Consider the following 13,688-nt stretch of genomic DNA (forward strand, 5'->3'; position numbering starts at 1 on the left):
TTACTCTTATATGTTCAAAACTGGTACATCAGCTGCGTTTTGAGCTCGCTACGCCTGCTGCCGTCAATCTCATTCAGGCCGGAGCTGATCTTTTCCAGGTCTTTATACCGCGTCTGCGACCAGCGAAGCCACACCTTCATTTTTTTGGTCAAATTGTAACGGAGCATGAGATAATGCCGGGTGCCGACGTCATAATAGGCGGGCAGAGAGAATGCGTACAACACATCTTTTTCATACACATATTGCCGGCTGTCGTAGTCATCGGAATTAAACCAGGCGAGCCGGGCGCTTAGTTCAACTCTTGGAAAATGCCAGGAAATGTCCTGCGCGATCGTCAACCCCTTTGATCTCGAAATGTTTTGATAATTAAAATCACCACATTGAAAACGCGTACGGATTGAGAAACGCAGCGGTCTTTCATATTCCAGGTTGAACATTGCCGTGCGACGCACCGTCGTAATCAGCGGAGCCACAGCTTCTTCGCTTCCAGGATCATTGGCCTGCTTGTGTTTTTCATGAAACAAAATATAGGCATTCAAACGCTTACTGGGCTTCCAGAGCATGTGAAGGTAATAGTCATGACCTTGGGAGGCAGCATCGATCTGATATTTCAGCCAGGGAAATTTGAAAAAATCACAATAACCGCTGAATTGCCAGCGGCGCGTCAAAGCATATCTCAGCCCAAAATAAGCACCGGTTTCATTGATCGGCCGCGACGATTCACTGAATGCATTTCCATAGAATGTATGAAAATCACGGTCGTAATGCCGAAAAAGGAGCGAAATGTCGAGCCGCCTGCCCATGCCCGCAATGATACCTGCGACTGCGCCAGTTCCCCGGCTTTTTGAAATCGCGCCTTCACCAAAAAAGTGTAAGTTTTGAAAACGATAATCGCCATGAAAACCCGCGACCCAATTCTGTGTTCCCGAAAATTCATAGTGATTATAAAGTGCCGCTCTTTTGCGGATCAGCGACCCATAATGTGTATTTAAGACCGTCAAACCAACCTGGCCTTTTTGCTGGGAAAGCTTATACAGAACATGCAGACCCACATTTTGCTCGGTTAGCACATTGTGTTTCTCACGCTCGGTGGGTGTGCGGTGATAGCCGGTGACCGGCAGGGAAGTCATGATTTTTTCAGGCGAATCGTCCTGGCTTGCGTCCCTTTTTACCCTTGAATAAAATAATGTCGTTTCCAGTTGTTTGATCGGAACATAAGTGGCGGCAATACCACGCATAAAGTTGGCTTCCAGCGCGGAGGTATAGGGTTTCATACCCAATGTACTCCGATAAACGGTTTTAATTACCTCCGAACCTTTGCCCAGCGAAAAGCCCGAACCCAGCACCATTCCCTGCCCGGCTTGCATCTGAAAATCGCCAAGGATCAGGTTTTTTAGTTTCCCGCGGTTCATGATCTGGGCGTGAAAAGAAGTATAGTCGATCCCGTAAACCTGCCTCTTACCCGACCAGTCCCAGAATTTTTCACCTGCATCTTTCTCCAAAGTGATCCCAAAACTGTAAAACCCGCTCCGTGCATTCCTGTATCTCAGATATCCATTAAAAGGACTACCCTCATACCGTGTTCTGGATTGACTATCAGGACTTACTGGGCTAAATCCTTTCTGGGTTTCCAAAATTTTACTGGTGCGGAACATTAGAAAATGCTGCGAAGGATTTTTAAGTGATTTTCCCAAAGAAACTGCCGCTGGATTTACCGTAACAAAAGGCAGCAATCTCCGGATGGTTTCCAGATCAAAACCGGGAACCGCCTGTAACTCGTAAAGCGAGAGCAGGGCGCCCAGTTTTTCACGGTATTCAAAAAAAGAATTCAGCTGTTTTTCCGAAAGGATCAAGGTATTCGAAAGCTCGTCGCGGGATGCAACATTGAGGTCCAGCGGGCTGGCGTAAAGCTGGTATAACGATTCGTAGAGCTCGGAGTTATCATTATCGTCGGCCGGGACGGGAAAAAGATCGGCGATGAACTGGTTAATGTCGATTTCTTTACGCGGAGGTTCCTGGGCAAAAATGAATCTGGGGATAAAAGCCAATGTCAGCACGAGTGCCGCCGGCTTCGAAGCGTATGCTATTTTTAAATATCTCTGCATACGCTCCGGGTATTTTGGTTAGGGTTAGAAGGCTTTTAAACTCAAATCCAGGCTTCTCGCCTGGTGCGTCAGCGCGCCGCTGGAAATCCCGTCGACACCTGTTTCGGCTACTGCACGTAATGTTTTCTCCGTAATGTTCCCGGAAGCTTCGGTTTCAAAGCGTCCGCCGATTTTTTTAACTGCTTCGCGCATGTCGTCGAGCGAGAAATTATCCAGCATGATAATGTCCACATTCCCGACCCGCAAAACTTCATCTACTTCCGCCAGATTGCGGGTTTCGATCTCGATTTTCAGCTTTTTACCTGTGTCTTTCAGATACTGGTTCGCGCGCGTGATCGCGGGTTCGATGCCGCCGGCATAGTCTACATGGTTGTCTTTCAGCATGATCATGTCGAAAAGCCCCATGCGGTGGTTCACCGCTCCGCCAATTTTTACCGCCATTTTTTCAAACAGCCTGAAATTCGGCGTTGTCTTGCGCGTATCCAGCAGCTTCACCGGCAAATCGCTGATAAGTGACGACATTTGCCTGGCGTACGTCGCTATCCCGCTCATCCTCTGCATGATATTCAGCACAAGCCGCTCTGCTTTCAAAATCAGCTGCGCACTTCCTTCGACAGTAAATACCACGTCACCTATTTTGACGACAGCTCCATCAAAAAGTAACACATTGATCGTAAGAAAATTTTCGGAGAAGAAAGACGCGGCTTCCTGAAAGATGATCTGGGCTACTTCCACACCGGCCAGCACGCCATCCTGCTTGACGAGCAGCTTGGCTCTTTTGGTCGCTTCGGCGGGGACGCTGGAAAGGGACGAATGATCTCCGTCGCCAATATCTTCCAGTAATGCAAGCCTGATCAGGCTGCGCAAGTCATGTGGGTCAGTTTCCATTTTTTGGTAATTAATCAGAACGTTTGATTTCAGAAAGTCTGCTGACGGAATGCCATGTTATAGCGTATTGCGAAGGTAAAAATGTTGGAGTTAACTGCAACATTCTTGTCAACAGACGAGATTTTCCGGATCAGATAGCGGCCGTCCAGAAACAAATTATGTGCCAGTGAGTAGGTGAGGCGGAGGTCGGTATATAAGGTAGTGGCTCTGATTCCCTGGCCGATTTTCTGCCCGTATTCTCCGTTTCGATTGATACTTCTTTCTTCGTAATTTTTAGAAATGTCGCCCCCGAAATTCATGTAATCGCCGGTCGTGGGGTTCTTGCCCTGCATGGCGCTCATTAATGTTCCGTAAACCGTCAGCCTGGAAGTTGCCTTGTAGCGTAAAATGCCAACAAATTCCCTGAAATTGGCCCCTAGCGGGTGCGCCAGCGCCTGTCCGTAATGCATATAGTTACGTCCGCCGTCTTTGTGCGAGTAGGTGTAAGGCCGCACCAGGTTAAATTCGGCCTGAAAATCCAGATTAGGTACTCCAAAAGCATCTACGTATTTGGCTCCCAGTTGAAGGCTGTATTTATTTCCCCAAAATTTACTTCCGTTAAAAAGTTCTTTACTCAAAAATTCATCGAGAACGAATTGACCGTATACAGAAGCTGTTTTTCCTGCAAGCCAGCGGAAATCCAAACCCAAAAGCGCATTATCCTGACTTCCGATATAAGATTCTACATACCGGTAAAAAATGATCGGGTTCAGATAATTCAGGTCATAACCGCCACCCACAGAATCGCGGTTGAAAACTTCGGCTTCGAAAACACCAATGTTGAGTTTATCGGTAACATTGACGCTCAAATGGTGGATCGCGGCAAATTTTTTCCTCCTCAGTTCTTCGGCAAAAGCATCTTTTCCAGTGTTGGTCATGCTCGTCCACAAGTTGGTATAATGAAACTTTCCGAGCTGCGTATCCAAACGCAGAAAAAGATAAGGGCTACTGTTATCCGACAGAATCAGCGAACGGTACCCGCTTCCGAAAACATTATAATCGTGGCCAAATTTAACATTCACACTTTTCAGCGGCCGAAAAGTGATGTACCCGCGGGCTGTGAGAAAATCGAATGAACCGTTGCGTTCATGGTACTTGGCCAGACCTTCGCCTGGAAACCTGGGATCTTCGATCTTATGCTCGCCAATGTATCTTGGAAAACGCCCCTGATTGTCAGCAACGTAGGTATAAAAACCAAGCTTGTTATTGATCATCCCCCTGATTTCCACCCCCCGACTGGTACCCCAAAGCGTATTGAAGCGGGTAGTATCGTAAGAATTGTCTTTTCCAATAAAATTGGTGGTGACAAAGTTGAAATGCAGGTCAAAATCCTTGTTGTGAATGCTGTATAGGTCGGCGGGATGTTCCCAGAACTTTCGTTTTTTTCCTGGTGGAGGCGATTTGAACCAGCCGAGCCGCGCAAGCCTGTTATACTGCGCCGAGTCGGTAGATATCATTCCGTTGGTCCACTCCCAGCTGTCTTCCCGGATATAATCAATCGTTTCCCAGTCACGGTCGGTGAGGTTGACGGTACCTTCTTTTAAAATGGAATCGGTGAGGGATACTACGGCCTTTCTTTCAAAGGGTTTTATATTATAATTAAAACCTTCGGAGAGCTTTCCGCGCTTGATTTCCAGGCGGTCGATGAGGTGATAATAATCGTCATTTAAAGGAATAAATGAGCTTTGAGCATGTACGTACGAAAGGGATGTAAGCGCCAGAAACAGTGTGAAGAGATGCCGTATAATTCCCTGGTACATAGGCAAGAATAATCTGCTGGTTACATCAACGCAGCTTTTGCGGATAATTTTTCGGTTAAGTCTTCCAAATTACGTCAATGAATTTGTATTATCTTGCATGGAGTCCTCTAAAAACTGATATGTCCATGTTTTTACTTTCCCAGAAACCTTCCATCGCGGACCATTATCTGGCCGAATTACGAGATGTAAATTGCCAGGGTGACCGCATGAGATTTCGGCGGAATATGGAGCGGATCGGGGAGTTGCTGGCTTACGAATTGTCAAAAACATTGACCTATAAAACCGAAAAAGTAGAGACACCGCTGGGCCAGGCGCCTTCGCGCTCACTGCTGCAACCGGTGGTTTTGGCCACTATTTTGAGGGCTGGATTACCTCTGCACGAAGGTTTTCTGAATATGTTTGACAAAGCTGACAATGCATTTATCGGCGCCTACCGCGGTCATCATATTAATGAAGAGGAAGAATTTACGGTAGAAATGGATTACATCACAAGTCCTGATCTGACCGGAAAAATCCTCGTCCTGATCGACCCGATGCTGGCTACCGGGCGGTCGATGGAAAAAGTGTACCATGCGTTGCTGCGGTTTGGTATTCCTTCACAAACACACATTGCCTCGGTGATCGCCAGTCCGGAAGGTGTTGATTTCCTGCAAAAAAGAATTCCGCACTGCCGTCTCTGGCTAGGCGCGATTGACCAGAAACTGAACGAGCAATACTACATTGTACCAGGCCTCGGCGACGCCGGCGACCTGGCTTACGGAGAGAAGTAGGTTTCAGTTCAGCAATTCATCAAATGTAATGCTCACGTAGTAAGTCGAACCAACATTCGGGCTGCCGTAGGCTTGTATGTACGATTTTCCAAACAGATTTGTCGCACCGAGTTTGATAACCGACTTGATGGAAGGGATTTTCCGGCTCACCTGCGCATCCAGGTTTCCGATCGCCGGTACTTTGGTATTTGAAAAAATCGGTACGTCGGTTGAAGTCGGGACGATAAAGCTGGATTCCCAAGTAAATGCTTGCTGGTAGCGATAAACTGCATTAAAACCCCAGGTGCTGCTGCTGGTCAGGCGTTTTCCAAAGCTGACATTGAACCGGTATTTCGGTGTGTTGAACTGGGAATATTCAACTTCGGCCGAAGGTTTGAAATTGGTGAGATTGTTGTTTGCGACATTGCCACCTACATTAAAACCTTTTGGCAACGCATAATTCAAACCAACTGCAAATCCCTGTGTGGTAATGGTTTCCGTCGTATTCACAGCCATCGCATAACCATTATAATTTCCCACCCCGATTCCCGATTCGATCGGTAAGCCGGGAGCCGCCGCAGCCGTAGGTACCACAACGACCGCTCCGCCGAGGAAGCTCTTGTATTTGCTCACATAATAGTAGGCGTCCACAAATAATTTGCGCGCGATGACGGCTTTGTAGCCGATTTCATAAGAAGCAATGCGCTCCGGTTTGAGCTTCACAGCATTGTATTTCGGCAACTTCGCCAGCGCATAAGCCTTCGCCAGATCTGGAACAAGGCCGGGTACCTGCGATGCCAGAATGCCTGGAAGCTGCGCCGAAAGCACGCCGGGCAAAGCCTGATTGACGCCCGCGGTCACTGCAGCCTGGATTGCATTCGGGTCATTGGGAAGTGTTCCTGCCGCCACAGCCTGGTTTACCTGAGCAGTAACCTGCGCAGTCACCGCCTGCGTGATTGCCACAGTTGCCTGCTGCGTTACCGCGGCGGTAGCGTACCTTTTGGCGCTTTCAAGCACGGTCGGGTCGGTTTCTACGATTTTTTTAACCGCATCTTCCGAGAGATATTGTCTCAAAATGCCGCTCGAAAGATGGTAGCGTTCATTGAATTCCGGCAACCCGCCCACCAATGTTCCCGACGGGGTTTTCAGGTCAATGTATTGGTTTTGCGTTGTCGGGATCCGGAAGCCGGTTTGGTACGACAAGCGAATGTTATGGTCACCGAATGTGGTTACTGCCGAAATTCTGGGCGTGAATTGGCCGTCAAAATTCTGGTTTTTATCATATCGGATCGAGCCTGTCAGTTTTAAATGATTGGCCAGCAAATTTTTCCCGGCCTGCACAAAACCGCCGAATTCGTTGATCGGGATAGTACCGTTTCTGCCTTCTTTATTGTCCGCAAATAATGTTCCGCCCGAGCGCAGCCGGTACTGCCGGTAATTGGCGCCCGCGATCAGCTCTATGAACTTGATCTGGTTTTTGAAATTGTAAAAACCTTCATAGTGATACATATTGGTCTTATCAGCAAAGCTGCTGCCGCCGTCTACGATGGCTTTGTTGCGGTAAGTTTCCAGAAGCTGGTTGAATGCGTAGGTACCAGGCGCGGGCATTCCTTTATCTGCATTTTGGCGGGCGAGTAAATGTGCTTCCTGTTCGGTAACTCCCGCGGCGCGGGCCGTAGCAAATGCGCCGACGTACTCGCCAAACCAGTTTGCATTGGGCTTAATGTCGTTGAGCATGGAAACCGCGGCGAGCCCGGAGAGATACGATTTGCCGGAACGTTCCTGGGTAGTATAAGCCCGTAAAGTAAAATTGTCGCCGCGCAGTTCGAGTTTCGCCTGGGTTAAATTAAAATTCCGGAGCGAGTAGCGGCCCGTACCTGTGTAAACCGTGGTTCCATACCCATAATTGACCTGCGCCACCGCCTCGATTTTTTCATTGATCCGGTAATGTAAGGCGGCATTGGCCTTCAAATTTCTCGTTTTGTAATCGACCAGGTCTTTCTCTCGATAACCCGTCCGGCTGACGAAAACATTGGGGACCAGTGATACTGCGGAGGAAGGAATCAGGCCATTTGCCGCCAGCGTTTTAGCGACTGCATTAATATTTGTCTGAATTTCGTCCCCATAAGTATTTGTTCCGTCGTAATCCAGGTCTGTACCTGCGCCGCGGTTTGGATCTGCATTTCCGCCAACATTCAAATTGGTGTAATTGGTTGTTTCCCAGTCTTTTGCCTGTAAGTATGAAAGGTTTACTTTAAATGCCAGCTTGTTATTAAATGCTTTTGCATAGCGGATCGTACCCTCTACGAAAGGCGTCGTAGCCTTCGTCCGGTTCGCTTCGAGCATGGCACCGCCTTTGACACTAGCACTTAAACCCTGGTACAGAAACGGACTTTTACTATTCATCAAAATCAAACCATTCACGGCATTTGGTCCGTACAATGCGGAAGCTGCGCCGGGCAAAACTTCGATACTTTCCACGTCCAGTTCCGACATGCCGATCAGGTTATCGAGGGGAAAATTGAGGCCGGGCGCCTGGTTATCCATGCCGTCGATCATCTGGACGGTCCGTGTATTTCCGGTACTCCCGAATCCCCGCATGTTGACGGATTTGAATAAAAATCCCTGGGTCGTGAGGTCGATACCTTTAAGATTGTTGAGGGCGTCGTAGAAACTGGCGGCGGGTGTATTTTTAATGTCACGAATGTCCATTTTTTCAATGGCTACTGGCGATTTCATGACACTTTCTTCCATCCGGGAGGCCGAAACCACAATTTCTTTTCCGAGTACCGCCTGCTCTTCGAGCTGAATGTCGAGGCTTGAAATAGCGCCGGCAACTTCCAGTTCTTTGGTTTGAAAACCGACAGATGAAACTACCAGCGTCAGCGGGGGGTTGGTAGTGGTAGTAAAGCTGAACTGGCCTTTGACGTCGGTGATAGTACCAGCAACTTTTCCTTTGACGCGGATACTTACCCCGGCCAGCGGATTGCCCGTCGCCGATTCGACGATTTTACCTTCGAGGGTAATTTGCGCATACATAGGAAAACTGAAAAACAGCAGCAAAATGAAAACGCAATATTTCAGGCGCGGAGAATCACTTTTCATGGCGGAAGAATGAGTAGAATTGTTAGCAAATGACCGAACAGAGAGGAGAGAAAAATGTATATTAAATGTATAATTATTTCGCAAAATTTTATAAAATAAATCGCTCAATTCTTAGTTAAGAAAGGTTACAAATCTCAAAAAACGGGTAAAAGAATGTCCAGGCGACGCAGAAAATTGAGCTAAATGCGTGATTTTAAAGCATTTTAAACATTATAATTTACCATACTGTATGTTTATCGTTAGTTTTGAAGACTTAAAAAGCATGTTTAATAAATAACCTTTCACTATGCAGGATACTTATGTAATTATCATGGCTGGCGGGGTTGGAACAAGGTTCTGGCCATTTAGTAGAACAGATTTCCCGAAGCAATTCCATGATGTACTGGGCACAGGAAGGTCGCTGTTGCAACAAACAGTCGACCGTTTTGAAGGTGTCTGTCCTATCGAAAACATTTATATCGTTACCAGTCAGGAATACAAAGAGCTGGTGAAAGAGCAGCTGCCGGCTTTGGTGGACGACCAGATCCTGCTCGAACCAAACCGCAGAAACACAGCACCTTGCATTGCTTATGCCTGCTATAAAATCGCTTCGCGTAACCCAAATGCAAATGTTGTGGTAGCACCTGCCGACCATATCATTCTCAAAGAAGAAGCATTCAAGGATACGATCCGGATCGCACTGGGCGCCACGCGAAATGAGGACATTCTCGTAACGTTGGGTATCCAGCCAACCCGGCCTGATACGGGTTACGGTTACATCCAGTATGTGCCGGATAAAATGACGATCAAAAAAGTAAAATCCTTTACTGAAAAGCCGCACCTCGAACTGGCACTGCAATTTTTGGATAGCGGAGACTTCGTCTGGAATGCCGGAATTTTTGTTTGGAACATTCAGGCATTCAAAAAAGCCCTGATCGAATTCCAGCCTGAAATTGCGGAAATTTTTGACGGTGGCGAGCCGCATTATTATGTTGAGACGGAAGATGCTTTCATCCAGCGCGCGTACCAGATCTGCGGCAGCATTTCCATCGATAATGCGATCATGGAAAAAGCGGAAAATGTGCACGTGGTACTGAGCAACTTCGGCTGGTCGGATCTTGGCACCTGGAAGTCACTCTACGAAGTATCCGAAAAAGATGCGAACCTGAATGTTACCGACGGCAACCTGCTTCTTTTCAATACCACAAACTCGATCATCAAAACACCAAAAGAAAAGCTGGTAGTAATCAGCGGCCTGGACGGTTACATCGTGGCCGAATACGACGGCGTGTTAATGATCTGTAAAAAAGAAGAAGAACAAAAAGTAAAAGAATTCGTCGCTCACGCAAAAGAGCTGGATTTGAAATATGTTTAAAAACGGATAAGAAAGCCAGGTCGTTGAGATCTGGCTTTTTTGTTCAACCCAAAACCTTTTCAATTTCAAAATACCTTACATCCGCTTTTACTTTTTCCAAAATCTTTTGTGAACGCTCGGGGCGGGCGTCGGTGATGAAGACCTGGCCGAGGAAGCCGGTGTCGATGAGTTCGATGAGCTTGCTGATGCGGCGGTCGTCGAGTTTGTCGAAAATGTCGTCGAGGAGAAGGATGGGCGTTTTTTCTTTTTCTTCTTTTAAAAGCTCGAACTGTGCCAGTTTGAGGGCAATCAAAAAAGACTTCTGCTGACCTTGTGAGCCGAATTTTTTCAATGTTACCCCATTGATTTCGAAGGTATATTCATCTTTGTGAACCCCTTTTCCCGTGCGCTGCGCATATAAGTCGCGGCTTCTGTTTCTCCGGAATTCCGACGGAAAATCAGGACTCGCAACTTCGCTTTCATACACCACATCCACCTGCTCGTGGCCGCTGCTCAGAAAATCATAATATTTATAGAAAAGCGGCACGTAGCGGTTCATGAATGATACCCGGTGCGCGTAAATTCTTTGGGACAAAATAATCAGCGGCTCATTGTATGTTTCGAGCAGGTCTTCGTCAAGATAATTCCGCTCGGCAAAAAGCTTCAAAAGACCGTTTCGCTGATTGAGGATTTTGTTGAATTGAAGAAAATCATGCAGATAACCCGGCACAGCCTGGGAAAGCACGCCATCAAAAAAACGGCGGCGCTCCTCACTGCCGTCGCGGATCAGGTCGGTATCGTTGGGGGCGATGAGTACCAGTGGAAAAAGGCCAATGTGGTCGCTAAGGCGGTCGTAAGGCTTTTTATCGGCCATAAAAATCTTGCGCTGGCCGCGCTGGAAGCTGCACGTGATCTGTGTTCTTCTGGAAGGCTCCTGAAAAATCCCGTCCAGCACAAAAAAATCTCTGGCGTGGCGGATACCCAGTGCATCCTGATTATGAAAAGCACTTTTTGTGAGTGTCAGGAAGTATATCGCGTCGAGTAAATTGGTTTTTCCACTGCCGTTTTCCCCCACAATACAGTTCACATGTTCACCGAATGTAAAGGCTTTCTCTTCATAACTTTTAAAGTATGTAAGGTGGAGCTTTTCTAGCCACATGAACTTCTTTGTTATCGAGTTTATGCTTATTTTCGCAGATCATTGCGTGAGTACGGCAATCAACAGACTCTGTTCAAACCATAACTTAAGACAAAGTTCTGTCTTTATAAACGAGAACCAAATACATGGCCACCGTTACCGAAAAAAAGAAATCTTCAGCCCCCAAGAAATTACAGCATGCCCCTGACCGCTATTTGTTCTGGTTTGAGAACATGCTTTTACAACGCCGTTTCGAAGAAAAAGCGGGCCAGCTTTACGGTCAGCAGAAAATCCGCGGTTTTTGTCACTTGTACATTGGTCAGGAAGCTTGCTCATCGGGCGCTGTAACTGCTTTGAAACAAGGTGATAAGTACATTACAGCTTACCGTGACCACGGGATTCCGCTGGCTTTGGGTACTTCGCCCAATGCAATCATGGCCGAGCTTTACGGCAAAAAAACGGGTACTACCAAGGGAAAAGGTGGTTCCATGCACATTTTCGACAAAGAAAAAGGCTTTGTCGGTGGTCATGGAATCGTAGGTGCGCAAATCCCGCTGGGTGCCGGAATCGCATTTGCTGAGAAGTACAACAAAACTGATAATGTGTGCATCTGCTACTTCGGTGACGGTGCGATCCGCCAGGGTGCATTCCACGAGGCGCTGAACATGGCGATGAGCTGGAAATTACCGGTGATTTTTGTTGTGGAAAACAATGGTTATGCGATGGGTACTTCGGTAGCACGTACTTCCAATGTTACCGACCTTTACACATTGGGCGAGGCGTACGACATTCCTTCTGAGCCGGTTGACGGTATGAGCGTGGAAGCGATCCACGAATCGGTTTCCCGCGCGGCTGAACGTGCCCGCAAAGGTGAGGGACCTACTTTCCTTGAATTTCGTACTTATCGTTACCGCGGACATTCGATGTCCGATCCGCAGAAATACCGCTCGAAAGAAGAAGTAGAAGAGTACAAACACAGAGATCCGATCGAGCAAATCCGTGCTGTGATTCTTGAAAACAATCTGGCGACAGAAGAAGATCTTGAAAATATTGATAAAAAAATAAAAGAGATCGTCGCGCAATCGGTGCAGTTCGCGGAAGAATCCGAGTTTCCTGATCCGAAAGAAGCATACACCGATGTGTATGTTGAGAATGATTATCCTTTTGCAGAATAATCTTATAAAAGTCTTAGAATTAAAAAAACCCGCCGGACCAGTTCGACGGGTTTTTTAAGTAATTTCGGTTTTTCGCAGTCAGGGATTGATCCTGTTTTTGCATTTTCACGTAAATAGAATTTTAGTAACATTATTGATATGCCCTTGGATCAGGATTTTGAAAAAGAGGAAGAAGACGCAGAAGGTAAAGAGATGTCATTTCTCGGGCACCTTGAAGAGTTAAGGTGGCACGTTATCCGCGCCGGCGCTTCCATTCTGATATTCGCCATCATCGCATTTGTTTACATTGAAGAAATTTACCACTACGTCATCATTGCCCCCTCGCAACCCGATTTTTGGACTTACAAAATGTTATGTAAGCTCGCAGATGTGGTTGGCTATCAGGAGCTGTGTATCAAGGCTTTAAATTTCAAATTACAAGCCATAGGCGTCGGTGATCAGTTCACGATGAGTATGACCTCGGCAGTGATCGCCGGTTTGGTTTTTGCTTTTCCTTATGCGTTCTGGGAAGTTTGGCGGTTTATCAAACCAGGTCTCAGACCTTCTGAAAGGGCATCGGCCCGGGGAGCCGTTTTTTATGTGACATTCCTGTTTTTCTCAGGCGTGTTTTTTGGGTATTATGTTGTTACGCCCCTGGCTATCAACTTCCTGGCTAACTTTACGCTGGACCCGTCGATCATCAATGAATTCAGCTTATCATCTTACATTTCACTCGTAGCGACATTAACACTTGCCTGCGGCGTAGCATTCCAGCTCCCGATCGTTGTTTTCGTTCTAGCCAAAGTAGGGGTACTTACCCCGTCATTTATGCGTGAATACCGGAAACACGCCATGATTGTTATCCTGATCATCGCAGCGGTAATTACCCCATCACCAGATATTTACAGCCAGGTAATCGTAGCCATACCGTTATTCCTCCTTTACGAAATCAGTATTTTCGTGGCTGGAAAAGTGGAGAGAGAAAAGCTAAGAGAGGAGCAGGCACTGGCGAAATCGGGAATTTCTAGTTCGGAGACGACTGAGGATTAAAGGAAAAGGATAGTTGATTTGAATGGCGTTACTTTTTGAATGGGATGATGGAAACATCATCAAGTCGGTTGAAAAACATGGTATTACTAACAGGGAATCTGAAAGTATTTTTCATGATGTTGGCCGCGTAATTCGATTAAGTAAAAGAGGCTCAGGAACTGAAGTAAGATATCTTTGTTATGGGTTGAGCGAGTCAGGAAGAATTTTGACGGCTTATTTTATAGTAAGAAATGGGAAAATCCGTATTATCGGGACCAGGGTCGCGAGAAAAGAAGAGCGAGAATATTACAAGCAAAGACAAATCCAGTGACATTTTTTATGTTAAAGGATTGCCTGACGAGGATACCACAAAATGGATAGCGAAAGA

General features: G+C 46.8%; 10 protein-coding genes. 5 read left to right on the plus strand and 5 right to left on the minus strand.

Features of this window, described 5'->3' with window-relative positions; genetic code table 11:
- Positions 1–14 precede the first annotated feature (14 nt).
- Genes FEN17_RS10925 through FEN17_RS10935 form a run of 3 tightly spaced genes read right to left on the minus strand, consistent with a single transcriptional unit; the run spans position 15 to position 4,792 of the window.
- Positions 15–2,105, minus strand: a complete 2,091-nt coding sequence (locus tag FEN17_RS10925; RefSeq protein WP_138365402.1) for a ComEA family DNA-binding protein — start codon at positions 2,103–2,105, stop codon at positions 15–17.
- Positions 2,106–2,129: 24 nt separating this feature from the next.
- Positions 2,130–2,993: a carboxylating nicotinate-nucleotide diphosphorylase gene (gene nadC, locus FEN17_RS10930; RefSeq protein ID WP_138365403.1), complete on the minus strand. Its 864-nt coding sequence runs from the start codon at positions 2,991–2,993 to the stop codon at positions 2,130–2,132.
- A gap of 29 nt (positions 2,994–3,022) precedes the next feature.
- Positions 3,023–4,792 (minus strand): capsule assembly Wzi family protein, encoded by a 1,770-nt coding sequence (locus tag FEN17_RS10935; RefSeq protein WP_138365404.1) that lies wholly within the window; start codon positions 4,790–4,792, stop codon positions 3,023–3,025.
- Positions 4,793–4,917: 125 nt separating this feature from the next.
- On the opposite strand from FEN17_RS10935, the gene upp reads away from it, so the two are divergent.
- Entirely contained in the window at positions 4,918–5,562 is a 645-nt protein-coding gene (gene upp / locus FEN17_RS10940; RefSeq protein ID WP_138365405.1) for a uracil phosphoribosyltransferase, read from the plus strand.
- A 3-nt stretch (positions 5,563–5,565) separates the two neighbouring features.
- Here upp and FEN17_RS10945 read toward each other — a convergent pair whose 3' ends face one another.
- Positions 5,566–8,646: a carboxypeptidase-like regulatory domain-containing protein gene (locus FEN17_RS10945; protein ID WP_138365406.1), complete on the minus strand. Its 3,081-nt coding sequence runs from the start codon at positions 8,644–8,646 to the stop codon at positions 5,566–5,568.
- 286 nt (positions 8,647–8,932) lie between these two features.
- Here FEN17_RS10945 and FEN17_RS10950 point away from each other — a divergent pair, with 286 nt between their 5' ends.
- A complete protein-coding gene (locus tag FEN17_RS10950) occupies positions 8,933–10,000 on the plus strand; it encodes a mannose-1-phosphate guanylyltransferase (protein WP_138365407.1) in 1,068 nt (355 codons plus the stop codon).
- A gap of 43 nt (positions 10,001–10,043) precedes the next feature.
- On the opposite strand, the gene recF is transcribed toward FEN17_RS10950, so the two are convergent.
- Positions 10,044–11,138: a DNA replication/repair protein RecF gene (recF, locus tag FEN17_RS10955; RefSeq protein WP_138365408.1), complete on the minus strand. Its 1,095-nt coding sequence runs from the start codon at positions 11,136–11,138 to the stop codon at positions 10,044–10,046.
- Positions 11,139–11,263: 125 nt separating this feature from the next.
- On the opposite strand from recF, the gene pdhA reads away from it, so the two are divergent.
- The 3 genes from pdhA (at position 11,264) to FEN17_RS10970 (ending at position 13,631) form a co-directional block, all read left to right on the plus strand.
- Positions 11,264–12,292 (plus strand): pyruvate dehydrogenase (acetyl-transferring) E1 component subunit alpha, encoded by a 1,029-nt coding sequence (gene pdhA / locus FEN17_RS10960; protein ID WP_138365409.1) that lies wholly within the window; start codon positions 11,264–11,266, stop codon positions 12,290–12,292.
- Positions 12,293–12,430: 138 nt separating this feature from the next.
- Positions 12,431–13,321 carry a twin-arginine translocase subunit TatC gene (tatC, locus tag FEN17_RS10965; protein ID WP_138365410.1) on the plus strand — a complete coding sequence of 297 codons (891 nt, stop codon included), beginning with the start codon at positions 12,431–12,433 and terminating at the stop codon, positions 13,319–13,321.
- Between the two features lie 22 nt (positions 13,322–13,343).
- Positions 13,344–13,631: a BrnT family toxin gene (locus FEN17_RS10970; protein WP_138365411.1), complete on the plus strand. Its 288-nt coding sequence runs from the start codon at positions 13,344–13,346 to the stop codon at positions 13,629–13,631.
- Positions 13,632–13,688: the final 57 nt, after the last annotated feature.

The sequence above is a fragment of the Dyadobacter luticola genome, from assembly GCF_005860805.1.
In the GTDB taxonomy this organism is placed as follows: Bacteria; Bacteroidota; Bacteroidia; order Cytophagales; family Spirosomataceae; genus Dyadobacter; species Dyadobacter luticola.